Origin of the sequence: Streptomyces sp. RPT161, assembly GCF_027533845.1 — a bacterium.
GTDB lineage: Bacteria > Actinomycetota > Actinomycetes > Streptomycetales > Streptomycetaceae > Streptantibioticus_A > Streptantibioticus_A silvisoli_A.
In genome coordinates, this window is record NZ_JAPZVN010000003.1 from 511,550 (window position 1) to 535,849 (window position 24,300).

Annotated in this window: 18 protein-coding genes; 6 read left to right on the forward strand and 12 right to left on the reverse strand. The window is 70.0% G+C overall.

What is annotated here, in order from left to right; all coding sequences use genetic code 11:
* Positions 1-10 precede the first annotated feature (10 nt).
* The 7 genes from O5O46_RS10430 to metH form a co-directional block, all read right to left on the reverse strand.
* On the reverse strand, positions 11-1,369 hold the full coding sequence (locus tag O5O46_RS10430; RefSeq protein WP_269855035.1) for an oligopeptide/dipeptide ABC transporter ATP-binding protein: 1,359 nt from the start codon (positions 1,367-1,369) through the stop codon (positions 11-13).
* Entirely contained in the window at positions 1,353-2,447 is a 1,095-nt protein-coding gene (locus O5O46_RS10435) for an ABC transporter ATP-binding protein (RefSeq protein WP_269855036.1), read from the reverse strand. The genes O5O46_RS10430 and O5O46_RS10435 overlap by 17 nt, the downstream gene beginning before the upstream one ends.
* Positions 2,444-3,985: an ABC transporter permease subunit gene (locus tag O5O46_RS10440; RefSeq protein ID WP_269855037.1), complete on the reverse strand. Its 1,542-nt coding sequence runs from the start codon at positions 3,983-3,985 to the stop codon at positions 2,444-2,446. Before O5O46_RS10440 ends, O5O46_RS10435 begins: the two co-directional genes overlap by 4 nt.
* Positions 3,985-5,016: an ABC transporter permease gene (locus tag O5O46_RS10445; protein ID WP_269855038.1), complete on the reverse strand. Its 1,032-nt coding sequence runs from the start codon at positions 5,014-5,016 to the stop codon at positions 3,985-3,987. Before O5O46_RS10445 ends, O5O46_RS10440 begins: the two co-directional genes overlap by 1 nt.
* Positions 5,017-5,091: 75 nt before the next feature.
* Positions 5,092-6,639 carry an ABC transporter substrate-binding protein gene (locus O5O46_RS10450; protein ID WP_269855039.1) on the reverse strand — a complete coding sequence of 516 codons (1,548 nt, stop codon included), beginning with the start codon at positions 6,637-6,639 and terminating at the stop codon, positions 5,092-5,094.
* A 388-nt stretch (positions 6,640-7,027) separates the two neighbouring features.
* Positions 7,028-7,729 (reverse strand): HAD family hydrolase, encoded by a 702-nt coding sequence (locus tag O5O46_RS10455; RefSeq protein ID WP_269855040.1) that lies wholly within the window; start codon positions 7,727-7,729, stop codon positions 7,028-7,030.
* Positions 7,730-8,143: 414 nt separating this feature from the next.
* Positions 8,144-11,647 carry a methionine synthase gene (gene metH / locus O5O46_RS10460; RefSeq protein WP_269855041.1) on the reverse strand — a complete coding sequence of 1,168 codons (3,504 nt, stop codon included), beginning with the start codon at positions 11,645-11,647 and terminating at the stop codon, positions 8,144-8,146.
* A gap of 271 nt (positions 11,648-11,918) precedes the next feature.
* On the opposite strand from metH, the gene O5O46_RS10465 reads away from it, so the two are divergent.
* From O5O46_RS10465 to O5O46_RS10490, 6 genes are all read left to right on the forward strand, one after another.
* A complete protein-coding gene (locus tag O5O46_RS10465; RefSeq protein ID WP_269855042.1) occupies positions 11,919-12,683 on the forward strand; it encodes an IclR family transcriptional regulator in 765 nt (254 codons plus the stop codon).
* A gap of 188 nt (positions 12,684-12,871) precedes the next feature.
* Positions 12,872-13,663 carry an MIP/aquaporin family protein gene (locus O5O46_RS10470; RefSeq protein ID WP_269855043.1) on the forward strand — a complete coding sequence of 264 codons (792 nt, stop codon included), beginning with the start codon at positions 12,872-12,874 and terminating at the stop codon, positions 13,661-13,663.
* Between the two features lie 72 nt (positions 13,664-13,735).
* Positions 13,736-15,259, forward strand: a complete 1,524-nt coding sequence (glpK, locus tag O5O46_RS10475) for a glycerol kinase GlpK (RefSeq protein ID WP_269855044.1) — start codon at positions 13,736-13,738, stop codon at positions 15,257-15,259.
* Positions 15,260-15,264: 5 nt separating this feature from the next.
* A complete protein-coding gene (locus tag O5O46_RS10480; RefSeq protein ID WP_269855045.1) occupies positions 15,265-16,872 on the forward strand; it encodes a glycerol-3-phosphate dehydrogenase/oxidase in 1,608 nt (535 codons plus the stop codon).
* A gap of 107 nt (positions 16,873-16,979) precedes the next feature.
* Positions 16,980-17,987: a PLP-dependent cysteine synthase family protein gene (locus O5O46_RS10485; RefSeq protein WP_333482353.1), complete on the forward strand. Its 1,008-nt coding sequence runs from the start codon at positions 16,980-16,982 to the stop codon at positions 17,985-17,987.
* A gap of 40 nt (positions 17,988-18,027) precedes the next feature.
* Positions 18,028-18,699: a FadR/GntR family transcriptional regulator gene (locus O5O46_RS10490; protein WP_269855046.1), complete on the forward strand. Its 672-nt coding sequence runs from the start codon at positions 18,028-18,030 to the stop codon at positions 18,697-18,699.
* Positions 18,700-18,708: 9 nt separating this feature from the next.
* Here the strand turns inward: O5O46_RS10490 and O5O46_RS10495 are convergent, their stop codons facing one another.
* From O5O46_RS10495 to O5O46_RS10515, 5 genes are read right to left on the reverse strand one after another with little or no spacing between them, the layout of a single operon-like run.
* Positions 18,709-19,560: an amidohydrolase family protein gene (locus O5O46_RS10495; protein ID WP_269855047.1), complete on the reverse strand. Its 852-nt coding sequence runs from the start codon at positions 19,558-19,560 to the stop codon at positions 18,709-18,711.
* A 3-nt stretch (positions 19,561-19,563) separates the two neighbouring features.
* Positions 19,564-20,562: an aldo/keto reductase gene (locus tag O5O46_RS10500; protein ID WP_269855048.1), complete on the reverse strand. Its 999-nt coding sequence runs from the start codon at positions 20,560-20,562 to the stop codon at positions 19,564-19,566.
* A 12-nt stretch (positions 20,563-20,574) separates the two neighbouring features.
* Positions 20,575-21,615, reverse strand: a complete 1,041-nt coding sequence (locus tag O5O46_RS10505; RefSeq protein WP_269855049.1) for an ABC transporter permease — start codon at positions 21,613-21,615, stop codon at positions 20,575-20,577.
* Entirely contained in the window at positions 21,612-23,135 is a 1,524-nt protein-coding gene (locus tag O5O46_RS10510) for a sugar ABC transporter ATP-binding protein (RefSeq protein WP_269855050.1), read from the reverse strand. The genes O5O46_RS10505 and O5O46_RS10510 overlap by 4 nt, the downstream gene beginning before the upstream one ends.
* Positions 23,132-24,169, reverse strand: a complete 1,038-nt coding sequence (locus O5O46_RS10515; RefSeq protein ID WP_269855051.1) for a sugar ABC transporter substrate-binding protein — start codon at positions 24,167-24,169, stop codon at positions 23,132-23,134. The genes O5O46_RS10510 and O5O46_RS10515 overlap by 4 nt, the downstream gene beginning before the upstream one ends.
* Positions 24,170-24,300 lie beyond the last annotated feature (131 nt).

A 24,300-nucleotide genomic window follows, 5' to 3' on the forward strand; every position in this document is an offset into this window, starting at 1 on the left:
TCTTCTGTTGTTACTCGTCACCGGTGCCGTCGTAGAGGTGGCAGGCCACCCGCACCCCGGTCTCCGGCAGCAGCCGCAGCCGCGGATCCCGCGACTGTTCGAACTCCAGCACAACGTGGCCCCCCTCGGCCTGCATGGCCACCACGCCGCTCCAGAACGGCTCGCGCGGCTGCGCGGCGGAACCCTCTTCGCGAAGGTTCCGGAGGTATTCCAGCACCTCTTCCTCGGTGTGCCCACGCCCGGGTGCGACTGTGAGCCGGGGGACGTCCGGTTCGGCGAGCGCGGCGAGGTCGGCGAACAGCGCCTTCTCCTTCGCGTACTCCTCCACGGGCATCTCCAGCCAACGCCGCTCCAGCAGCGCGCGCAGGTCACGCGCCTCCCAGCCGCAGGTCGCCAGCGCCACCGGGCACCGGGGGTGGAAGGAGCAGCCGAGCGGCGGACGGGCCGCGTCGGGGATCTCGCCGCGCGGCAGTTCGCGCGGCACGGCCCGGTTCGGGTCCGGCTCCGGGATCGCGGCCAACAGCGCCTTGGTGTACGGGTGTTTGGGGTCGGCGAAGACCTGTGCGGTGGGCCCGTACTCCACGATCCTGCCCAGGTACATGATCGCGATGTTGTCGCAGAAGAACTTCGCGCTCGCCAGGTCGTGGGTGACGTAGACGTACGTGAGGTCCAGGTCGCGCTTGAGGTCCAGCATCAGTTGCAGGATCTTGGCGCGCACGCTCATGTCGAGCATCGAGATCGGCTCGTCGGCGACGAGCAGTTCGGGCTCGGCGATGATCGCCCTGGCCAGTACGGCACGCTGCTTCTGGCCGCCGGACAGGTCCGAGGGGTACTTGGTGAGATACCGCTCGGGCGGCGTCAAACCCACCCGATCCAGGGCATCGACCACCTTCGCCTCATACTCCGCCTCGTCCTGGACGAGGTTGTGGATGAGCAACGGGTGGCCGACCGCGGTACGGATGTCCATGGCCGGGTTGAGCGAGGCGTGTGGGTCCTGGAAGACCATCTGCAGCTTGCGCCGCAGCGGCCGCAGTTGACGCTCGCTGTACTGGGCGATGTCCTCGCCGCGGTACCGGATGGCGCCCGCGGTCGGCGAGTTGAGGCCGAGCAGGGTGCGCCCCAGGGTGGTCTTGCCGGAGCCGGACTCGCCGACCAGGCCGAGCACCTCGCCCTTGCGCAGGGTGAGGTTGATCCCGTCGACCGCCTTGACCGCTCCGGCACCGCGGCCGGTCACCCGGCTGAGGAAGCTGCCGCGCAGACCGAAGTGGACCTCGAGGTCCTCGATCTCGACGAGCGTCCCGGCCTCGGCGGACTCCTCGGCCGGCTTGTCCAGGGCTACGGCGGCGTCCGTGTCAGGCTTCGTCGGCAACGCTGATCTCCTTCACCGCGGCGAGCGGCTCGCGCCCGTCCGTTCCCAACTCGTCGGCCAGCGAGGGGTCCACCTCGATCGCCTGGTGCCAGCAGGTGCTGCGCACACCGGACCGCAACTGCGCCTCGGGCGGCTCCGCGGTCGCGCATCCCCGCATCGCCACCGGGCACCGCTGGTGGAACCGGCAACCCTCGGGGGGGTTGCCGAGGTCCGGCGGACTGCCCGGAATGTAGTGCAACCCGGTGGTGGACAGCGAGATGGTGGAGCGGAGCAGCTCCTTGGTGTAGGGGTGCTGCGGGTTGGCGAACACTTCGCGGGAATCGCCCTGTTCGACGATGTGCCCCGCGTACATCACCGCGACCCGGTCGCACGCCTCCGCGACAATACCTAGATTGTGCGTGATGAGAACCAAGGCGGTGTCAAAGTTCTTGCGGAGGTCCGCGAGAATTTTGATGATCTGCGCTTCCACCAGGACGTCGAGCGCGGTCGTCGGCTCGTCGGCCACCACGAAAGCGGGTCGCAGCACCAGGGCCAGGGCGATCATGATGCGCTGGCGCATACCGCCGGAGAACTCGTGCGGGTAGTTCTCGTAACGGCTGGGCGGAATGCCCATTCCGCGCAGCGCCTCCAGCGAGCGCTCCCGGATCTCCTGCTTGGACAGGCTCTTTTCGTGGGTGCGCAGGGTCTCCTCGAACTGTTCCGAGATCTTCATCAGCGGATTGAGCCGGGTCATCGGCTCCTGGAAGATCAGCCCGAGTTCGGGGCCACGCCGTTTCTGCAGTTCCCTGGGCGTGAGTTCGACGAGGTTCGTACCGCGCAGCAGTACTTCGCCGTCGACGGCGGAACCGGGCGGCGTCAGTCCGAGCACACCTCGGCCGAGGGTCGACTTGCCGCAGCCGGACTCGCCGACCAGACCGAGGGTCTCTCCCGGCCGTACGTCGAAGCTGACGCCGTCGACAGCGCGGACCGGGCCGCGCTCGGTCCCGTACCAGACGCGCATGTCGCGCACGGACAGCACGGGTTCGCGGGCTTCGCCCGCGGCGAGCGCGGGCTGGGCGGCCGCATCTGTGGTGGTCATCGACCCTCCTTCGGGGTCTCGGCGGACTCGCCGTCCGACGCGGGGTCGGCGTCCGACGCGGATTCGGTGTCGCTCTTGGCCTCAGCGTCCGGCTTGGCCTCGGCGTCCGGCTTGGCCTCGCCCTTGGCCTCGGGCTCGCCCTTGGCCTCGGCTTCCGGCGTGGCCTCGGCGTCCGGCACGGATTCGGTGTCGCTCTTGGCCTCAGCGTCCGGCTTGGCCTCGGCGTCCGGCTCGGGCTCGGGCTTGGCCTCGGCTTCCGGCTTGGCCTCAGCGTCCGGCTTGGCCGCGGACTTCGCCTCCGCGCCGGGCTCGGCTTCGGCGTCCGCTTCGACCTCCGGCTCCTGCTCGGCCTCGGCAGTCGGCCCGGACTCCCGCTTGGCCTCGGCGTCCGGCTCGGGCTGGGCCTCCGGCTCCGGCTTCGCGGCAGGCTCGGGCTGGGCCTGCGGGGCCTCCTCGGCGGTAGCCACCTTCGCCGCGGGCTCGGTCTCGACGGCCGCCTCCTGCGTCTTGGCGGCCGGTGCCCCGGCCGTGACGACGCGGCGGGTTCCGGTGCGGGCAGGGAGGATCACCCTGGTGATACGACGCTTGCGCAGTGAGGAGTTGAGGGTGTCGTTGAGGCCCTCGCCGACCAGCGTGAAGCCGAGGATCGCCAGGATCATGGCGATGCCCGGGAACAGCGCGGTCCACCACATGCCCGCGTTGACGTCGTCGATGGCGCGTTGCAGGTCGTAACCCCACTCGGCGGCCTCGGTGGGCTGGATGCCCAGGCCGAGGAAGCCCAGCCCGGCCAGCGTGGAGATGGCGTCGGCGGCGTTCATGGTGGTGATGACCGGCACGGACTGCACCACGTTGCCGAACAGGTACTTGCGGATCACCACGGACGGCTTGGCGCCCATCGCCCGCGCCGCCTCCACGTACAGCGCCTCACGGGCGGAGAGCGCCGAGGAGCGCACCACCCGGAAGTACTGCGGGATGTAGACCACGGTGATGGAGAGCGCCGCGGTGACCACACCACCGCCGACGACGCCGGAGAACACGAATCCGGCGACGATCGCCAGCAGCAGGTACGGGAAGGCGAACAGGGCGTCCATCACCAGTACCAGGATCCGGTCCAGCCAGCCGCCGAAGTAACCGGCCAACAGTCCGAGCAGCACACCGAGGATGAGCGAGAAGACGACGGCGAGCACCATCACCTCAAGCGCGGTGCGCGCGCCGTAGATGGTGCGCGAGAGCACGTCCAGGCTCTGCACGGTCGTGCCGAACAGGTGGGCACCGTCCGGCGCCCCCTGCTTGGGGAACGGCTTCCCGCCTGACTGGTACTGGGCGAATCCGTACGGCGCGATCAGCGGCGCGAACAGCGCGACCAGCACGAACAGTCCGGAGATCACAAACCCGGACCAGAGCATGAACTTGGGGATGCCGTGGGCCTGGGCGACGGGCGCGAAGGTGCGGCGCAGTCCGCGCAGTCGGCCCGGTTTGACGGTGGGCTTGGCCACCTCGTCCGCGTCCGTGGGCGGAAGCAGGGCTGTCTGGGTCATCAGTACCGCACCCTCGGGTCGATCAGTGCGTTCACGAAGTCGATGAGCATGGAGATCACCACGACCACCAGGGCGAAGACGGTGACGATGCCCTGCACCGCCGCGTAGTCCCGCGCATTGATGTACGTGATCAACGCCTGCCCGATGCCGGGCCAGTTGAAGGTCTTCTCGGTCAGCACCGAACCGCCGAGCAGCATCGCGACCTGGAGGCCGAGCACGGTGACCACGGGCACCAGAGCGTTGCGGAAGGCGTGCCGGGTGACCACCGAGGTCTCCTTGATGCCTCGGGCGCGGGCCGCCTCCACGTAGTCACCCTGGAGCGTCTGGATCACGTTCACCCGGATCATGCGGATGAAGACACCCACGATGATCAGGCCGAGCGTGACCGACGGCAGTACGAGGTGCTGGGCGATGTCGCCGACCGCGCCCCAGTCACCGGCGATCGCCGCGTCCAGGATCAGGATGTGGGTGGTGGTCGGTACGTTCAGGCCGACCAGCAGCGAGGACTGCCCCGAGGTCGGCAGCAGGTTCAGGCCGTTGGGCCCGAAGGCGAGTTGGGCCAGCAGACCCAGCACGAACGCGGGGGCGGCGTACGTGATGATGGCGAACAGCCGCCCGGTGACGTCGATGCCGCGGTCGCGGAACCGGCCTGCCACCAGCCCGACCGGAACCCCGATGACGGTGGCGACGAGCAGGGCGCCGAAACTGAGCGAGAGGGTCGCTCCGCCGCGCTGGATGATGACCTCGCGGACGCTGAGGTTGTCGGAGAAGGTGGTGCCGAAGTTCAGGGTGGCGACCGACTTCAGGTACTCCCAGAACTGCTCGTACAACGGCTTGTCGAAGCCCGCCGCGTGCCTGCGGATGGCGAGTTCGGCCGCGGACAGCTTGCCGCCCTGGGACGCCGCGATGGGGTCGCCTGGCGCGACCCGCATCATGACGAAGACCAGAACCAGCAGGATGAAGACCATGGGTACCGCGAGCGCGATCCTGGTGAGGATGTAGCGGCGCAGCGACCCGGACTGCTTGCTCATAGGGGACGTCTTTCTTCACCGGGCGACGGGGCCGACCCGTGGCTGTCGCCATGGGTCGGCCGACGTCACATGCCGCTACTTGCTGAGTTCGTAGAAGCGGAACATCGACGGGTCGAGGGCCTTGTCGGTCCCCTTGACGCCGGTGCGGACGATCGCGGTCTGCTTGCCCTGCCAGACCGGAATGATCGGCGCGTCCTCCGCCTCGGTCTTCTGGATGTCAGCGAGGGCCTGGTTGCGGGCGTTCGGGTCGGTCGCGCTCTCTTCCTTGGCCAGGTCGTCCTGGATCTGGGAGTTCTGGTAACCGGTGCCCAGGAACGGCTGCTTGGTCAGGAACGGCGCCAGGTCGTCATCGGGGTCGGGGAAGTCCGGGTACCAACCCATCATGTACGAGGCGTAGTTGTCGGCCTTCTCGTCCTTCTGGTACTGCGTCCACTCGGTGGTCTGGACGTTCACCTTGAACAGGCCGCTGGCTTCGAGCTGCCGCTTGATGGTCGTGGCCTCGTCGGCGGAGGCGGGACCGTAGTGGCTCGGGGTGTAGAAGTACTGGATCGTGACCGGGGTGCTGATGCCGGCGTCCTTCAGCAGCTTGGCGGCCTTGTCCTTGTCGGGCGCGCCGTACTTGTCCTTGAAGGCCGGGATCTGGCCCTGGAGGCCGTTGCCCACCATCGAGTACAGCGGCTCCACGGTGCCGTTGTACGCGCTCTTGGCGATCTCCTCGCGGTCGATGAGCTGGGCGATCGCCTGCCGGACGGGCTTTTGGTCCGCAGGTTTCACCTTGGCGTCGAAGACGATGTAGCGCTTCTCCGTGCCGGAGCCCTGCACGACCTGGACGCCGCTGGCGCCCTGCATCGACTTGACGTCGGTGGGCGAGAAGGTGCGGAACGCGACGTCGACGTCGCCGGCCTGGATGGCCTGCTTCAGCGGCGAGGAGTCGGAGAAGTACTGGATGACGAACTGCTGGTTCTGCAGCTTGTCCGGACCCTTGTAGTCCTTGTTCGCCACGAACTCGGCCGACTGCTTGGCGGAGTACTTCGCCAGCGTGTACGGGCCGGATCCGACCACCTTGGAGCCGTCGAGGAGCTTGTCCTTGGGGTAGACCTTGCTGTCCACGATCAGTCCGGCGTCGGTGGCCAGGACCATCGGGAACGTGGCGTCCGGGTTCTTCAGGTGGAAGATGACCTGGTCGTCGCCCTTGGTCTCGGTGTGGTCCAGGTTGGCCAGCAGACTTGACGGCCCGTTGGGTGCGGCGATGCCGACCATCCGGTCGAAGGAGAACTTCACGTCATTGGCGGTGAGCTTGTCACCGTTGGAGAAGACAAGCCCCGCCTGGAGTGTGCAGGAGTAGGTCTTCGGGTCGGTGAAGCCGCAGGACTTCGCGGCGTCAGGCTCCGGCTTGTTTCCGCCGGTTGGGAGGTGCATCACCTTCTGGAAGACGCTGTCGAGAACCTCCCAGGAGCCGTAGTCATACGCGCCCGCGGGATCGAGGGACGACACCGTTTCGGTGGTGCCGACCACGATCGCTTTGCTACCGGACGCTGATCCCTTGTCGCCTCCGCATGCGGATACACCGATGGCCAGGAAGGCAACGGTGGTGGCAGCGACGACACGCTTGGTACGTGACATCTCGTGAATCCCCTTGCTCAAACGCCGATCGGTTGATTCGGCATTGACCAGCAAGGACCCTAGTGGGAACGCTCGACTCCGCTAAGGCACAGTGCAGTTGAGGCGATATCACGCACTGATAACGGCATGCCGCGTCCCGATATCCGAACACTGGAGCGATCTACTCTCGGTGTGACCAATCAGGACACAAGGGCAGCGGGCGGGAGGGTGGGATCAGACGGCGCGCCGACTGTCGACTGGGCGGGAATGTGACAAGTATCACGGAACCAGCGGGTCGGGCAGGCACGGAATTTCGGCCACCACATTCGTCACGGAAAACAGTCGGCCGACCGCCCACAGTTTCCGCCGCGCGCCCCGCCGAATTACCGGGGGCGCGGAAGTTGCACGGTCAGTGCGCGGCCGTGACCAGAGAGCGCAGAAAAGCCAGGTCCACCTCTTCGAGCGACCCCACGATGGTGCGGCCGGGGCCCGGCGCGATCGGCACCAGCGACGGTACGGCGACCACTCGGCAGCCCGCCGCCTCACCGGAGGCGACACCGGTGGCGGTGTCCTCCACGACCACGCATCGGGCGGGGTCCGCACCCAGCCCGGCGGCGGCCAGCAGGTACGGATCGGGGTGCGGCTTGGTGTGTTCGACCTCGTCACCGGCGACCGACAGGGCGAAGTTCTCCGGGCCCAGGGAACGCAGCACGGTGTCGATGATGTGCCGGTGCGAGGCGGAGACCAGCGCGGTGGGCACCTCGTGGGCGGCTAGTTCGGTCAGCAGCCGCCGGGCACCGGGCATCAACGGCACGCCGTGGCTTATGAGTTCGGCGAACCGCTTGTTGATCAGTACGGACAGTTCGGCGAGCGTCAGCTGGACTCCGGTCACGTCGATCAGATGATTGACGCTGCGGGTCATCGGGCCGCCGATGACGATCTGGCGGTGCTCCTCCTCCAGGATGTGCCCGAGTTCGGCGAAGACCTCGGACTCCGCCTTCCACCAGAATCCCTCGGTGTCCACCAGGGTGCCGTCCATGTCGAGAAGCACCGCCTGGAGGGCGGAGCCCTCGGCGCGGGCCGTCGTGACGGCGGGGATGCTGCTGGTCATCCGGGTCGCACCTCCGTACGGGGAACAAGAGGCCGGTCGCCTTCGCGACCGGCCTCCACCGGATCGTCCATTCTACGACCCTCGCGGATCAAGCGCGCATCTCGCCGATGGCGATCCGTAAAACCCCAGGTGAGGAGCCGGGGCCCTGGCAAGTGTTCCGGCCGGTTCACCCCGCCCTCCCCGCCGTCGTGGTCACTCAGCGCCACGGCGGCAGGACATTGTGCCACCCGACGCCGGGACGTCGACCGGTTCCCGGCGCGACAGCGAGCACCCCCACGGCGCGGTCCGGCAGTGCCACACCCACCCCGGGGCACGGCACCGCGGAAGGCCCGGGGACCGGGCGCGGCCCCAGATGAGCCCGGGGGCAGGGGCGCGTGGAGCCGGGGGCCGCGCCCCCGGCCCCCCTCCGCGTGCTCAGCGCGCGTTGAAGTACTTGGCCTCCGGGTGATGGATCACGATCGCGTCCGTGGACTGTTCCGGATGGAGCTGGAACTCCTCCGAGAGCCGTACGCCGATCCGTTCCGGTTCGAGGAGTTCCGCGATCTTCGCCCGGTCCTCCAGGTCGGGGCAGGCCCCGTAGCCCAGGGAGAAGCGCGCCCCGCGGTACTTCAGGGCGAACATGTCCTCCACGTCGGCCGGGTCCTCCCCGGCGAACCCCAGCTCCGCCCGCACCCGGGCGTGCCAGTACTCGGCGAGCGCCTCCGCGAGCTGCACGGACAGCCCGTGCAGCTCCAGGTAGTCACGGTAGGAGTCGGCGGCGAACAGTTCGTTGGCCGCGTCGGAGACCCTGCTGCCGACGGTCACCACCTGCAGGCCCACGACGTCCGTCTCGCCGGACTCCCGCGACCGGAAGAAGTCCGCCAGGCACAGCCTGCGGCCCCGGCGCTGCCGCGGGAAGGTGAACCGGGTCCGCTCGCTGCCGTCCTCGTGCAGGATGATCAGGTCGTCGCCCTTGGAGACGCAAGGGAAGTATCCGTAGGTGACCGCGGCCTCCAGCAGCCCGTCGGTCTGCAACCGGTCCAGCAGGCCGCGCAGCCGCGGACGGCCCTCGGTCTCCACCAGCTCCTCGTAGCTGGGGCCACCGGCCCGGGACTGCTTGAGTCCCCACTGGCCCTTGAACAGCGCGCCCTCGTCCAGCCACGACGCGTAGTCCTTGAGCGCGATGCCCCTGACCACGCGGCTGCCCCAGAACGGCGGGGTGGGCACCGGGTTGTCGGTGGCAACGTCGGAGCGGATCTGACCGTAGTTGGCCTCGGGCTCGTCGATCTCGACGGTCCGCTGCGCGACCCGGCGCGGCTTCAGCTCCGGCAGCGTCGCCCCGGGCACCCCGCGCTTGACCGCGATCAGCGCGTCCATCAGCCGTAGTCCTTCGAACGCGTCGCGGGCGTAGCGGACTTCGCCCTCGTAGATCTCGTGCAGGTCCTGTTCCACGTAGGCCCGGGTGAGCGCGGCGCCGCCGAGGATGACCGGGTAACTGGCCGCCAGGCCGCGCTGGTTGAGCTCCTGGAGGTTCTCCTTCATGATCACAGTGGACTTCACCAGCAGTCCCGACATGCCGATGACATCCGCCCGGTGCTCCTCGGCCGCCTCCAGGATCGCCGAAACCGGCTGCTTGATACCGAGGTTGACCACGGTGTAGCCGTTGTTGGACAGGATGATGTCGACCAGGTTCTTGCCGATGTCGTGCACATCGCCGCGCACCGTGGCGAGCACGATGGTGCCCTTGCCCTCGTCGTCGGTCTTCTCCATGTGCGGTTCGAGGTACGCGACCGCCGCCTTCATCACCTCGGCGGACTGGAGCACGAACGGCAGCTGCATCTGGCCCGAGCCGAAGAGTTCGCCGACCACCTTCATGCCTGCCAGCAGCGTCTCGTTGACGATCTCCAGCGCGGGACGTGCCCCCAGCGCCTCGTCCAGATCGGCCTCAAGGCCGTTGCGCTCGCCGTCGATGATGCGCCGCTGCAGCCGCTCCTCCAGCGGCAGCGCCGCCAGTTCCTCGGCGCGGCCCGCCTTGACCGACTTGGTGTCGACGCCCTCGAACAGCTCCAGGAACCGCTGCAGCGGGTCGTACCCCTCACGCCGCCGGTCGTAGACCAGGTCGAGGGCGACCTCTCGCTGCTCCTCGGGGATCCGCGCGACCGGCAGGATCTTGGCGGCGTGCACGATGGCCGAGTCGAGCCCGGCTTCGACGCACTCGTTGAGGAAGACCGAGTTGAGCACCATCCGGGCGGGCGGGTTGAGGCCGAAGGAGACGTTCGACAGTCCCAGCGTGGTCTGGACGTCGGGGTGGCGCCGCTTGAGTTCGCGGATCGCCTCGATGGTCGCCACCGCGTCCTTGCGGGACTCCTCCTGGCCGGTGGCGATGGTGAAGGTCAGGCAGTCCACGATGATGTCGCACTCGCGCACCCCCCAGTTGCCGGTCAGATCGGCGATCAGCCGCTCGGCGACCGCCACCTTGTGCTCGGCGGTACGGGCCTGGCCCTGCTCGTCGATGGTGAGGGCGATCAGCGCGGCGCCGTGCTCCACCGCGAGCTTGGTGACCTTCTGGAACCGGGACTCGGGCCCGTCGCCGTCCTCGTAGTTGACGGAGTTGATCACCGCGCGCCCGCCGAGCAGCTCCAACCCGGCCTGGATGACGGCCGGTTCGGTGGAGTCGAGGACGATCGGCAGGGTGGAGGCGGTCGCCAGGCGGCCCGCGATCTCCCTCATGTCGGCGACGCCGTCCCGGCCCACGTAGTCGACGCACAGGTCCAACAGGTGCGCACCCTCGCGGATCTGCTCGCGCGCCATCTCCACACAGTCGTCCCAGCGGGCTTCCAGCATGGCCTCGCGGAACTTCTTGGAGCCGTTGGCGTTGGTGCGCTCGCCGATCGCCAGGTACGAGGTGTCCTGCCGGAACGGCACGCTCTGGTAGAGGGAGGCGGCGCCCGGCTCGGGGCGCGGGCGGCGCTCGGTGATCTCCTGGCCGCGCACCCGCTCCACGAGCTGGCGCAGGTGCTCGGGGGTGGTGCCGCAGCAGCCGCCGACCAGCGACAGGCCGTACTCACGGACGAACACCTCCTGGGCGTCGGCGAGTTCCTCCGGCGTCAGCGGGTAGTGCGCGCCGTCCTTGCCGAGCACCGGAAGCCCCGCGTTGGGCATCGCGGAGACACCCACGCGGGCATACCGCGACAGATAGCGCAGGTGCTCGCTCATCTCGGCGGGCCCGGTGGCGCAGTTGAGCCCGATCATGTCGATGCCCAGCGGCTCCAGGGCGGTGAGCGCGGCGCCGATCTCGGAGCCGAGCAGCATGGTGCCGGTGGTCTCCACGGTGACCTGGCACAGCAGCGGCAGGTCGACGGCCGCGGCGCGCAGTGCCCGGCGGGCGCCGATGATCGACGCCTTGGTCTGCAGCAGGTCCTGGGTGGTCTCCACCAGGATGGCGTCCGCCCCGCCCGCGATCAGTCCCTCGACCTCGGTCTGGTAGGCGTCGCGCAGCGCGGTGTACGGGGCGTGTCCCAGGGTCGGCAGCTTGGTGCCGGGTCCGACGGAGCCGAGCACCCAGCGCGGGCGGTCGGGGGTGGCGAAGCCGTCGGCGACCTCGCGGGCCAACCGGGCACCGGCCTCGGCCAGTTCGTGGATGCGGTGGGCGATGTCGTACTCGCCGAGCGCGGCGAGGTTGGCGCCGAAGGTGTTGGTCTCGACGCAGTCGACGCCCGCGGAGAAGTACGCCTCGTGCACCGAGCGGACGATGTCCGGGCGAGTGACGTTGAGTACCTCGTTGCACCCTTCGAGGCCCTCGAAGTCGTCCAGGGACGGGTCCTGGGCCTGGAGCATGGTCCCCATCGCGCCGTCGGCCACCACGACACGGGTGGCGAGCGCCCTGCGCAGGGCGTCGGCTCGGGACTGCTGGGCGGTCTGCTGGGACGGCGAGGCCATGGACATGCTCCCTGGGATGCGACGGCTGTCGGCTTTGCGTGCCCTGTGCAGGGGCACGCACCCGGCCAGGGTAACCGTCGTCGGCTTGGGTTTCGCCAGGCGTTTCAAGGGGTGGACCGACTCAATCAAGCCACCTCGGCGGTGGATCGGCCACCGCACCGCACCGCCGAGGGATTCGGGCTACTACGATGGGTGGTCGGCATCGCCCAATGGTGTTCAGCATTGCCGAACCTGTGCTGACGCCCGGCAGAACGCAGACGGAGGTTGCCCGATGGCAGGAAGCATCCAGTCGGTTGAGCGCGCGGCTGCGGTCCTGCGCCTGCTCGCGGGAGGCGAGCGCCGACTGGGCCTGACCGATGTGGCCTCCGCCCTTGGCCTGGCCAAGGGCACCACGCACGGCATCCTGCGCACCCTCCAGCAGGAGGGGTTCGTCGAGCAGGACGACGCGTCGGGCAAGTACCAGCTGGGCGCGGAGCTGCTGCGGCTCGGCAACAGCTATCTGGACGTGCATGAGCTTCGGGCCAGGGCGCTGGTGTGGACCGACGACCTGGCGCGGGCCAGCGGGGAGAGCGTCTACCTCGGTGTGCTGCACCAGCAGGGCGTGCTGATCGTGCACCACGTCTTCCGCCCGGACGACAGCCGCCAGGTGCTGGAGGTCGGCGCCATGCACCCGCTGCACAGCACGGCGCTGGGCAAGGTGCTGACCGCGTTCGACCCGGTCGCCCACCGGGAGGCCCTGGAGCTGGAGCGTGAGCGCTTCACGCCCCGCACGGTGACGGCGGCCGACGAGTTGGAGGGTGTGCTGGACCTCACCCGGGCCCGGGGGTGGGCCGCCGACCTGGAAGAGACGTGGGACGGCGTGGCGTCCGTGGCGGCCCCGGTGCACGACCGGCGGCGGATGCCGGTGGGCGCGGTGGGCATCACCGGCGCGGTGGAGCGGGTGTGCGAGGACGGGGAGATAAGGGCCCGCCTGGTGGCGGCGGTCCGGGACTGCGCGCGCGCCGTGTCGCGCGATCTGGGAGGCGGACGCTTCTAGGATCTAACCGCTTTCCCGGCACGAAGGATCAACCGGACCTTCGGCACTTTTGGAGTCCTGGGTCACTCCTAGGTTACGAACCCTTGACGCGTTTCCTACGGAGGATAAAACTGCCGTTCGGCGGTCGACAATGTCGAACACCGGACGGGACCCGGTCCGCCACTTTGGACGAAGACAAAGGAGTCGCGATGTCCAGCGGCCACATCTTCATCGGCGAGACCATTGGCACCGCCGTTCTCATCCTGCTTGGCGGTGGCGTCTGCGCCGCCGTCACGCTCAAGAAGTCGAAAGCCAAGGACGCGGGCTGGCTCGCGATCACCTTCGGCTGGGGCTTCGCCGTACTGGCGGGCGCCTACATAGCCAACGGCTACTCCGGCGGACAGCTCAACCCGGCCGTCACGATAGGCATAGCCATCAAGACCGGCGACTGGAGCAAGGTGCCGGTGTACCTCGGCGGCCAGCTGCTCGGCGCGATGATCGGCGCGTTCCTGGTCTGGGTGACCTACCTCGGCCAGTTCACCGCCCACCTCACCGACCCCGAGGTGATCGCCGGACACGACGTCGACCCGGCCGGCCCGGTCACCAGGGACGGCGCCCGCAACCCCGGCGGTCCGGTGCTCGGCATCTTCTCCACCGGCCCGGAGATCCGCAACCCGGTGCAGAACCTGCTCACCGAGATCATCGCCACCACTGTGCTGGTGCTGTTCATCCTCACCCAGGGCATGACCAACGGACTGGCCCTCAACGGCCTGGGCATCCTGCTCACCTCGCTCCTCGTCGTCGGCATCGGCCTGTCGCTCGGCGGCCCCACCGGCTACGCGATCAACCCGGTACGCGACCTCGGCCCGCGCATCGTCCACAGCCTGCTGCCGCTCCCCAACAAGGGCGGCTCGGACTGGGGCTACGCGTGGATCCCGGTGGCCGGACCGATCATCGGCGCCGTCCTCGCCGGCGGCATCTACCACCTCGCTTTCGCGTAGGCCGTCCGCTAAGCCATTCGTATGAACCAGCCGCGCACCGCCGCCGAGACCTCAGACCCCAGGAGCACCCACGTGACCGACAACCACACCGCCGGGCCGTTCATCGCCGCGATCGACCAGGGCACCACCTCCAGCCGCTGCATCGTCTTCGACCGGGACGGCCGGATCGTCTCCGTCGACCAGAAGGAGCACGAGCAGATCTTCCCCAAGCCGGGCTGGGTCGAGCACGACGCCGCCGAGATCTGGACCAACGTCCAGGAGGTCGTGGCGGGCGCGCTGTCCAAGGCCGGGATCACCAAGGAAGACGTCAAGGCGCTCGGTATCACCAACCAGCGCGAGACCACCGTGCTGTGGGACAAGAACACCGGGGAGCCGGTGCACAACGCCCTGGTCTGGCAGGACACCCGAACCGACGCCCTGTGCAAGGAACTCGGCCGCAACGTCGGCCAGGACCGGTTCCGCCGGGAGACCGGCTTGCCGCTGGCGAGCTACTTCGCCGGGCCGAAGATCCGCTGGGTACTCGACAACGTCGAGGGCCTGCGGGAGCGCGCGGAGGCGGGCGAGATCCTCTTCGGCACCATGGACAGCTGGGTGATCTGGAACCTCACCGGTGGCCCCAACGGCGGTGTGCATGTCACCGACGTCACCAACGCGTCCCGCACTCTGCTGATGAACCTCCAGACCCTGGACTGGGACCAGCGGATCCTGACCTCCATGGAGATCCCGGCCGCCGTGCTGCCGCAGATCCGCTCCTCCGCCGAGGTCTACGGCCACGCCAAGGGCGCTCTGGAAGGCGTCCCGGTCGCCTCCGCGCTCGGCGACCAGCAGGCCGCGCTGTTCGGCCAGACCTGCTTCTCCAAGGGTGAGGCCAAGTCCACCTACGGCACCGGCACCTTCCTGCTGCTCAACACCGGTGAGACCCCGGTCAACTCGTACAACGGCCTGCTGACGACGGTCGGTTACCGCATTGGCGACCAGGCACCGGTCTACGCGCTGGAGGGTTCCATCGCGGTCACCGGCTCCCTGGTGCAGTGGATGCGCGACCAGATGGGCCTGATCAAGAGCGCCGCGGAGATCGAGACGCTGGCCAGCTCGGTGGAGGACAACGGCGGCGCGTACTTCGTCCCCGCCTTCTCCGGACTGTTCGCGCCGTACTGGCGCTCCGACGCGCGCGGTGTCATCGCGGGCCTGACCCGCTACGTCACCAAGGCGCACATCGCCCGCGCGGTGCTGGAGGCCACCGCCTGGCAGACCCGCGAGATCGTCGACGCGATGAACAAGGACTCCGGCGTCGAGCTGACCGCCCTCAAGGTCGACGGCGGTATGACCTCCAACAACCTGCTGATGCAGACCATCGCCGACGTGCTGGACGCCCCCGTCGTCCGCCCGATGGTCGCCGAGACCACCTGCCTCGGCGCCGCCTACGCGGCCGGGCTGGCGGTCGGCTTCTGGCGGGACACCGATGAGCTGCGCGCCAACTGGCGCCGCGCGGCCGAATGGACCCCCCGTATGGACGCGGCCACCCGTGACCGCGAGTACAAGAGCTGGCTCAAGGCCGTCGAGCGGACCATGGGCTGGATCGAAGAGGAGCACTGAGACACATGAGCACCCTGCAGAGCGTCCCCACCCTCGGGACGCATCCGGCCAACGGCCGCAACCCCAGCCGCAGCGAGACCCGGGACCTGCTAAGCCACGCCACGTACGACCTACTGGTCATCGGCGGCGGGATCCTCGGCACCTCAGTGGCCTGGCACGCGGCCCAGGCCGGGCTGCGGGTCGCCATGGTGGACGCCGGCGACTTCGCCGGCGCCACCTCCTCCGCGTCCTCCAAGCTGGTCCACGGCGGTCTGCGCTACCTGCAGACCGGCGCGGTCAAGCTGGTCGCGGAGAACCACCACGAGCGCCGGGTGCTGGCCAAGGACGTGGCCCCGCACCTGGTCAACCCGCTCACCTTCTACCTGCCGGTCTACAAGGGCGGACCGGTGGGCGCGGCGAAGCTGGGCGCGGGTGTGTTCGCCTACTCGGCGCTGTCCGCCTTCGGCGACGGCGTCGGCAAGGTCATATCCCCGGCCAAGGCGCAGGCCGCCAACCCGGCGCTGCGCACCGACAACCTCAAGGCCGTGGCGGTCTACTACGACCACCAGATGAACGACTCGCGGGTGGCCGTCATGACGGTCCGCGCGGCCGCGGAGTCCGGCGCCGTGGTGCTCAACCACGCCGAGGTGACCGGTCTGCGCTTCACCCAGGGCAGGGTGTCCGGCGCCGAGCTGAAGGACCGGCTGGACGGCACCGAGTTCGGCGTCAACGCCCGGGTGGTGCTCAACGCCACCGGCCCCTGGGTGGACCACCTGCGGGCCATGGAGGACAAGGGCGCCGCCCCGTCCATCCGGCTTTCCAAGGGCGCGCACATCGTGTTGAAGCGCAACTCGCCGTGGCGGGCGGCGATGGCCACCCCGATCGACAAGTACCGCATCACCTTCGCCCTCCCGTGGGAGGACCAGCTGCTGCTGGGCACCACCGACGAGGCGTACGAGGGTGACCCGGCGGAGGTGAGGGCCACCGAGTCCGACATCCACCAGATCCTGGACGAGGCCGCGTTCTCCATCCGCGACGCCGACCTGGACCGCTCGCTGATGACCTACGCCTTCGCGGGCCTGCGGGTGCTGCCCGGTGGTCCTGGTGACGTGTCGCAGGCCAAGCGCGAGACGGTGGTCACCGAGGGCAAGGGCGGCATGCTGTCGGTCGCGGGCGGCAAGTGGACCACCTACCGGCACATCGGCCGCACGGTGATGGACAAGCTCGCCAAGCTGCCGGGCAGCCCGCTCACCGAGGACATGCAGCCGGTGGGCGACCTGGTGCGCCGGGTGCCGCTGCCGGGTGTGGCCAACCCGAACGCGGTGGCGCACCGACTGCTGGTCGACCGGGAGCCCGGCACCCGCCTGGACCCGCTGACGGCACGCCACCTCGCCACGCACTACGGCGCGTTGTCGTTCGACATCGCCCGACTGGCCAACGAGGACCCGTCGTTGGCCGAGCGGATCCACCCCGACGGCCCGGAGATCTGGGCGCAGGTGGTGTACGCCCGCGACAACGAGTGGGCGGAGACGGTGGACGACGTGCTCCGTCGCCGCACCACCTTGACCATCCGCGGCCTGGACACCGACGAGGTGCGGGCCAAGGTGGAGGAGCTGCTGGCGAAGCGCGGCTGACGCGTCTCACCGCGAGGGCCCGGGAGCTTGCTCCCGGGCCCTCGCTTGTCCCGGCTGGAGGTCCGGGGGTCACCCCCGGAAGTGACACAGTCCGGCAGACTGCTGCGATGGACGTCTACGAATCACTTGTCGACGTGGTCGGCAACACCCCGCTGGTACGGCTGAACCGGATCACCTCGGGCCTCGCCGCCCCCGTCTACGCGAAGTTGGAGTACGTCAACCCGGGCGGCAGCGTCAAGGACCGCATCGCGCTGGCCATGGTGCGGGCCGCGGAGGACGCCGGGCAACTGCGGCCGGGCGGCACCATCGTGGAGGCCACCTCGGGCAACACCGGGGTGGGGCTGGCCATGGTGGCGGCGCAGCGCGGCTACCGCTGTGTGTTCACCCTGCCGGAGAAGAGCAGCGCCGAGAAGGTGGCGGTGCTGCGCGCCTACGGTGCCGAGGTGGTGGTCTGCCCCGGCGACGTGCCCCGTGAGCACCCCGACCACCCGAGGTCGGCGGCGGAGCGGATCGCGCGCACGACTCCCGGCGCATGGCTGGCCGACCAGTACAACAACCCCGCCAATCCCCGCGCGCACCGCGGCAGTACCGGCCCGGAGCTGTGGCGGCAGACCGACGGGCGGATCACGCACCTGGTGGCGGGCGTGGGCACCGGCGGCACGATCAGCGGCACCGGCGGCTACCTCAAGGAGGTCAGCGGCGGGCGGGTACGGGTGATCGGCGCCGACCCGGAGGCCTCCGTCTACTCCGGCGGGCCGGGCACCGCGTACGCGGTGGAGAGCATCGGCCTGTTCCGTCACCCGGAGACGGTTGACGACTCCTGGCCGGAGTCGTTCGACACCGATGTGGTGGACCGGTTCGAGCGGATCGGCGACCGTGAGTCGCTGCTGACCGCCCGCCGACTGGCCTGCGAGGAGGGGCTGTTGGTGGGCGGTTCGGCCGGTACCGCGGTGGCCGCCGCGCTCCGGGTCGCCGCCGGGCTCGGCTCCGAGGACCTGGTGGTCGTGGTGCTGCCGGACTCCGGCCGCAACTACCTGAGCAAGGTGTACGACGACGAGTGGCTGCGGGAGCAGATCGGTGACACCACGGCTACCGCCACCGTGGGCGGGGCATAATAGGCCGATACATCGGAGGTCTGGGACGAGGAGGTCGCTGATGGCGGTCACCGACGAGGCGATCGAGAAGATCAAGGAAATGATCGTCTCCGGCGCACTGCGACCCGGCGACCGGCTGCCGAAGGAGAGCGAACTCGCGGCGGAGCTGGGACTGTCCCGCAACTCGCTGCGCGAGGCGGTGCGCGCCCTGTCACTGATCCGGATCCTGGACGTACGGCAGGGCGACGGCACCTATGTGACCAGCCTCGACCCCCAACTGCTGTTGGAGGCGCTGAGTTTCGTGGTGGACTTCCACCGCGACGACACGGTGCTGGAGTTCCTCGCGGTGCGCCGGATCCTGGAGCCCGCCGCGACCGCCATGGCGACCCCGCGGATCAGTGCGGCCCGACTCGACGCCCTTGAGGAGCAGTTGGACGCGCTGGGGGCGCGGCCCTCGGTGGAGCAGTTGGTCGCCTGCGATCTGGAGTTCCACCGCGGCATCGTGCAGTCATCGGGCAACTCGGTGCTGTGCTCGCTGCTGGACGGCCTGTCCGGACCGACCACCCGGGCCCGGGTGTGGCGCGGTCTGACCCAGGAGGACGCCGTGGAGCGCACACTGCGCGAGCACCGCGCGATCCTCGGCGCACTGCGCGCCAGGGACGCGGAGGCGGCACGTTCCTGGGCGACGGTGCACATCGCGAGCGTGGAGCAGTGGCTGCGCGCGACGCTGTGACCGCGGGCGTCAGTCCGGACGGTTGAGGCCGTAGACCCGGGCCGCGGTACCGCCGAGCACCGCCGCCCGCTCTGTGGGGTCCAGATCGGCGACGCACCGCTCGGCGAGCGCGAGCACCTGGCCGTAGCCGGCGGCCAGGGTGCACACCGGCCAGTCGGAGCCGTACATCACCCGCCCGGGGCCGAAGGCGTCCAGGACGTGCCGGGCGTACGGAAGGATCCGCTCCGGCGTCCAGGACCGCCAGTCGGCCTCGGTGACCAGGCCGGACAGCTTGCAGACGACGTTCGGCGCGGCGGCCAGCTCGGTGATCAGACCGGCCCACGGCTGCCACTCGCCGCGCGCCACGGGTGGTTTGGCCGCGTGGTCGAGGACGAAGACCAACTCCGGCAGCTCCCGTACGGTGTTGACGGCGGCGGGCAGTTCGCGCGGGGTGACCAGCAGGTCGTAGACCAGGCCCGCCTCCGCGACCCCGGCCAGGCCGTGCCGTACGTCGGCGCGGCACAGCCAGCGCGGATCGGGCTCGTCCTGCACCTGGTGCCGGATCCCGGCCAACCGGTCGCCACCGGTTGCGGCGGACAACCGGGCGAGTCGGTCGCCGAGTCGGGGGTCGGTGAGGTCGGCCCAGCCCACGACCGCGGCGATCCGGTCCGACTCCCCCGCCAGCGCCAGCAGTTCCTCCGTCTCCGCCGAGGAGGAGCAGGCCTGCACCACAACGGTGGCCTGGATGTCGTGGGCGTCCAACTCCGGTGCCAGGTGGTGGAGGTGGTAGCTGCGGCGGATCGGGTCGGCCCACGGCCCGTCCATCCAGGGCTGCTCACGCCGGGACAGGTCCCACAGGTGGTGGTGTGCGTCGACGCGCATCGGTCACCCTTCGGTCGGCAGCGGAACGCTCTCGCCCAGCAGTCCCCGGTCCACCAGGTCGTACCAAAGTGCGTCGGGGATGTGCCGGCCGAACAGGGCGGCGTTGTCCCGCACTTCGGCGGCACCGGCCGCGCCCACGACAGCCGCCGCCACGGCCGGGTGCCCGAACGGGAAGCGCAGCGCCGCCGCCCGTAGCGGCACGCCGTGCCGCGCGCACGCGTCGCGTAGCGCCAGCGCCCTGGCGACGAGGTGCGGCGGTGCCTCCCGGTAGTCGTACGGCGCCCCCGGCCCGGGGTCGGCGAGCAGGCCGGAGTTGTAGACCCCGCCCACCACGACCGAGGTGCCCCGCCGTAGGCACACCGGCAGCAGGTCGGCCAGCGCGGACTGGTCCAGCAGCGTCCAGCGCCCCGCGCAGAGCACCACGTCGACGTCGAGGTCGGCGACGAACCGGGCCAGCGGACCGCTGTGGTTCATCCCGAAGCCGATCGCGCCCACCGTCCCGTCCGCGCGCAACTCGGCCAGGGTGGGGAAGGCCGTCTCATGCACCTCCCGTTCCCTGCCCTCCACATCGTGCAGGTAGACGATGTCGACGGCGTCCGTGCCGAGGCGCGCCAGGGACGCCTCCAGGGTGGCCAGGACGCCGTCGCGGCTCAGGTCCCACTCGCGGGCGCGCGGCGGGGTGTCGACGAACCCCTGGCCGTCCACCGCCTCCCCGGGCGCCAGGGGGCGCAGCCTGCGGCCGACCTTGGTGGACAGCAGGTACGTGCCGCGGTCCCGTCCGGCCAGCGCCCGGCCGAGCCGCTCCTCGGCCAGGCCCAGCCCGTAGTGCGGCGCGGTGTCCAGGTAGTGGCATCCGGCGTCCAGCGCCGCGTCGACCACCGTCCGCGCGTCGTGCTCGGTGACCGCGCGGTAGAGGTTGCCGAGCGGGGCGGTGCCCAGGCCGAGCGGCGGAACGTGGACGTCCGAACCGCCCAGCTTTCTGAGGCCGATGGGGTTCGGCACGCCGGCCCCCACTCAATCCTGCCGCTCGCCGCTGGCGAAGCGGGAGATGACCAGGGCGACGATGATGATCGCGCCGTTGAGGAACTGGTTCCACAGCGGTGGCACTCCGCCCAACGTCATCACGTTGACCACCAGTTGCAGGGTGAGCACACCGGTGAGCGCGCCGAACAGGGTGCCGCGGCCGCCGCTCAGGCTGATGCCGCCGATCACCGCCGCGGCGAAAACCTGGAAGATCCAGCCGTTGCCCTGGGTGGCGGAGACGGATCCGTAGTGCCCGGTGTACAGCACACCGGCGAAGGCCGCGAGCACACTGCCCAGGCACAGCACGGTCCAGGTGACCCGGTCCACCCGGATGCCCGCCGCCCGGGCGGCCTCCGGGTTGCCGCCGATCGCGTACAGCGCCCTGCCGTGCCGCAACCAGGCCAGCGCGCAGCCACCCAGCGCGTACAGCGCCAGGCAGATCCACACCGCGGCGGGCACCCCGAGCCAGGCGGCCGCTCCGAGGTAGGAGAAGGAGCCGGGGACGGTGACGATCGACTGCCCCTGGGAGATGCCCACCTGCAGTCCGCGCAGCATGGTGAGCATGCCGAGGGTGGCGATGAACCCGTTGACCCGGAGTTTGAGGATGAGGAAGCCGTTGACGGCGCCGATGGCGAGCCCGACCAGCAGGCAGAGCGGCACCGAGGTCCAACCGGGCAGCAGTCCGAGGCCGTTGAAGCGCCCGCCGTGCGCGGGCAGCACCAGCCACATGGCGATGACCGGCGCGACCCCGATGGTCGACTCCAGTGACAGGTCCATCCGCCCGCTGATCAGGATGAGCGCCTCGGCCAGCACCAGCAGGCTCAGTTCGGTGGACTGCTGGACGACGCCGACCAGGTTGTCCGTGGTCAGGAAAGCGGGCGAGACGATGAACCCGATGACGCAGAGCACCAGGACCACCGGCAGCAGTGACAGGTCCCGCAGCCGGGCCAGGTCGGGCCGGGAACCGCGGCTCATGGCGCGGTCCCGGCCCGGTGGGGCGTCGGCGGCCAGTGGTCGGGTGGTGTCGGTCATTGCCCGCCTCCCTGTCGCTCGGTGACGCCTTCCATGGCCGCGACCAGTGCCTGGTCGGTCCAGCCGCGGTCGAACTCGGCGACCACGCGCCCGTGGAACAGGGCCAGCACCCGGTCGCAGACCCGTAGGTCGTCCAGTTCGTCGGAGACGATGACCGCCGCCCGACCCGCCCCCGCCACCTCCCGCACCACCGCGAGCAGCGCCTCCTTGGACCTGACGTCCACGCCCGCCGTCGGCCGGATCGCCACCAGGCAGCGCGGCTCCCGGGCCAGTGCGCGGGCGATGACCACCTTCTGCTGGTTGCCGCCGGACAGTCCGCTGACCGGCTGGTCGGGGCCCGCCGTCTTGATGTCCAGGGCGGCGATCGCGCGGCTGGCGAACGCCCGGGTGCGGGACGGCAGTACGGTCCCCCAGGGGCCGAGTTGGTCGGCCACGGTGAGGGTGGCGTTCTCGGCGACGCTGCGGTTCAGCACCAGACCCTGCCGGTGCCGGTCCTCGGGTACGTAGCCGATCCCGGCGGCCAGCGCGTGCGGCACGCTGCCCGGGCGTACGGTGCGCCCGCACACCGTGATCCGTCCGGCGGTGGGCCTGCGCAGGCCCACCAGGGTCTCGCCGAGCGCGCTGCCGCCGCTGGCGGTGGCCCCCGCGACGCCCAGCACCTCGCCGCGCCGCACATCCAGGTCAAGCGGCTCGAACTGACCGTCCAGGCAGAGCCGTTCGGCCCGTAGGACGGTCTCCCCGGCGGCCGGGGCCGCGGTCGCCGGAGCCTGCCAGGAGGTGCGGTGCGCCGGGGTCTCGCCGGTCATGGCGGCCACCAGCTCCCGTTGGGCGAGGTCCGCGACGGGGGCGGTGAGCACATGGCGGGCGTCGCGGTAGACGGTGACAGTGGTGCACAGCTCGTACACCTCCTGGAGGTGGTGCGAGATGAACAGGAACGCGACGCCCTGCTGCCGCAGTTCCCGCAGCCGGGCGAAGAGGCGCTGGATGCCGCCCGCGTCCAGTTGGGCGGTGGGCTCGTCCAGGATGATCAGCCGGGCGCCGAAGGACAGCGCGCGGGCGATCTCCACGAACTGCCGCTGCTCCACGCTCAGTTCCAGGGCACGCCGGGCCGGGTCCACCTCGACGCCGTACTCGGCGAGCAGCGCGCGGGCCCTGGAGCGCAGCCTGCCCCAGCGGATCAGGGCGCCGCGCTGGTCGAAGCGGTTCAGGAACAGGTTCTCGGCGACGGTGAGGTCGGGAACGACCATCGACTTCTGGTAGACGCAGGCCACTTCGGCCTGCCATGCCGCGCGGTCGCCGGGCGCGGGGGCGGGCAGGCCGCGGAAGGCGACGGTGCCCGCGTCCGGGCGGTGCAGTCCGGTCAGTATCGACACCAGGGTGGACTTGCCCGCTCCGTTGCGTCCCACCAGCGCGTGCGACTCGCCGGGGCGTACGGTCAGTTCGACGCCGTCTAGCGCCACAGTGGAGCCGAAGCGCTTAACGATGCCCTGTGCGTGGACGGCGGCGGGTGCGTCCGTCACGGCTGCCTGCGCAGTTGGTTGGCCCACAGCTTCGGGTCGTCCACGTTGGCCTTGGTGACCAGGGGCGCGGGCAACTGGTCCTCCAGGCCGTTGGGTATGGCGACGATGGTCGACCCGTGGTCGGTGGCGCCCGGGTGGAAGCTCTTTCCGGCGAGTGCCGCCTTGGCGTAGTAGAGCGCGTACTCGGCGTACAGGTCAGCGGGTTGGGCGATGGTCGCGTCGATCTTTCCGGCACGGATGGCGTCGAACTCCTGTGGGATGCCGTCGTTGGAGACGATCGCGATGTGGCCCGCGGTGCCGACCGGTTTGAGCAGGCCCTTCTGCTGGAGCAGCGCAAGGGTCGGCTGGAGGAAGACGCCGCCCGCCTGCATGTAGATGCCGTTGATGTCGGGGTGTTGGGCCAGGACGCTCTGGAGCTTGGCGGAGGCCACATCACCCTGCCAGTTGGTGGGCAGCGCGAAGACCTGGGTCCGGGGGTACCTGGTCTTCATACAGTCGCCGAACGCCTGGGAGCGGTCCCGGCCGTTGATGGAACTGAGGTCGCCCTCGAACTCCACGACCTTGCCCCGCCCGCCCAGCCGCTGCCCGAGGTACTCGCACGCCTTGGTGCCGTAGGCGCGGTTGTCGGCCCGCACCACCATGTAGACCTTGCCCTTGTCGGGCCGGGTGTCCACGCTGACCACCGGGATCTTCCTGGCGGCCAGTTCGCCGAGTGTGGAGGCGATCGCTCCGGTGTCCTGTGGGGCGATGACCACGGCCTTGGCGCCCTGGTCGATGAAGGCGTGCACATTGGCGACGAGTTTGCCGATGTCGTTCTGCGAGTTGGAGACCGGAAGGGCGGAGACGACGCCGCTCTTGACGCCCTGGTTCACGTACTGCGCGTACGAGTTCCAGAAGTCGCTGTCGGCACGCGGTAGATCGATGCCGACCTTGCCGGAGGCGCCTGCGGCGGTGCTACCGCGGTTGCAGCCCGCCAGCGCGGCGACGGCCAGTAGGGCGGCACACGCCGCCGCGGCGGTTGGGTGGAGTCTCATGGGGACCTGCCTTTCGCTGTGCGCGCCGAGGTGCGTTGGTGGCGGTGCCCGCGGCCGGCGGCCGCTGATCGACACCGTGGCACCGCCGGACCGCGTGGGTTGTGGTCGCTCGCCGCGACCCGGCGGAGGCC

What these genes read in the sequence shown, in the direction of transcription:
- O5O46_RS10465 (WP_269855042.1), top strand. Translation starts at nt 11,919, where the DNA reads ATGGCAGGAAGCATCCAGTCGGTTGAGCGCGCGGCTGCGGTCCTGCGC.
- O5O46_RS10445 (WP_269855038.1), bottom strand. Translation starts at nt 5,016, where the DNA reads ATGAGCAAGCAGTCCGGGTCGCTGCGCCGCTACATCCTCACCAGGATC.
- O5O46_RS10480 (WP_269855045.1), top strand. Translation starts at nt 15,265, where the DNA reads ATGAGCACCCTGCAGAGCGTCCCCACCCTCGGGACGCATCCGGCCAAC.
- O5O46_RS10505 (WP_269855049.1), bottom strand. Translation starts at nt 21,615, where the DNA reads ATGACCGACACCACCCGACCACTGGCCGCCGACGCCCCACCGGGCCGG.
- O5O46_RS10440 (WP_269855037.1), bottom strand. Translation starts at nt 3,985, where the DNA reads ATGACCCAGACAGCCCTGCTTCCGCCCACGGACGCGGACGAGGTGGCC.
- O5O46_RS10495 (WP_269855047.1), bottom strand. Translation starts at nt 19,560, where the DNA reads ATGCGCGTCGACGCACACCACCACCTGTGGGACCTGTCCCGGCGTGAG.
- metH (WP_269855041.1), bottom strand. Translation starts at nt 11,647, where the DNA reads ATGGCCTCGCCGTCCCAGCAGACCGCCCAGCAGTCCCGAGCCGACGCC.
- O5O46_RS10485 (WP_333482353.1), top strand. Translation starts at nt 16,980, where the DNA reads ATGGACGTCTACGAATCACTTGTCGACGTGGTCGGCAACACCCCGCTG.
- O5O46_RS10450 (WP_269855039.1), bottom strand. Translation starts at nt 6,639, where the DNA reads ATGTCACGTACCAAGCGTGTCGTCGCTGCCACCACCGTTGCCTTCCTG.
- O5O46_RS10470 (WP_269855043.1), top strand. Translation starts at nt 12,872, where the DNA reads ATGTCCAGCGGCCACATCTTCATCGGCGAGACCATTGGCACCGCCGTT.
- O5O46_RS10490 (WP_269855046.1), top strand. Translation starts at nt 18,028, where the DNA reads ATGGCGGTCACCGACGAGGCGATCGAGAAGATCAAGGAAATGATCGTC.
- O5O46_RS10515 (WP_269855051.1), bottom strand. Translation starts at nt 24,169, where the DNA reads ATGAGACTCCACCCAACCGCCGCGGCGGCGTGTGCCGCCCTACTGGCC.
- O5O46_RS10455 (WP_269855040.1), bottom strand. Translation starts at nt 7,729, where the DNA reads ATGACCAGCAGCATCCCCGCCGTCACGACGGCCCGCGCCGAGGGCTCC.
- O5O46_RS10435 (WP_269855036.1), bottom strand. Translation starts at nt 2,447, where the DNA reads ATGACCACCACAGATGCGGCCGCCCAGCCCGCGCTCGCCGCGGGCGAA.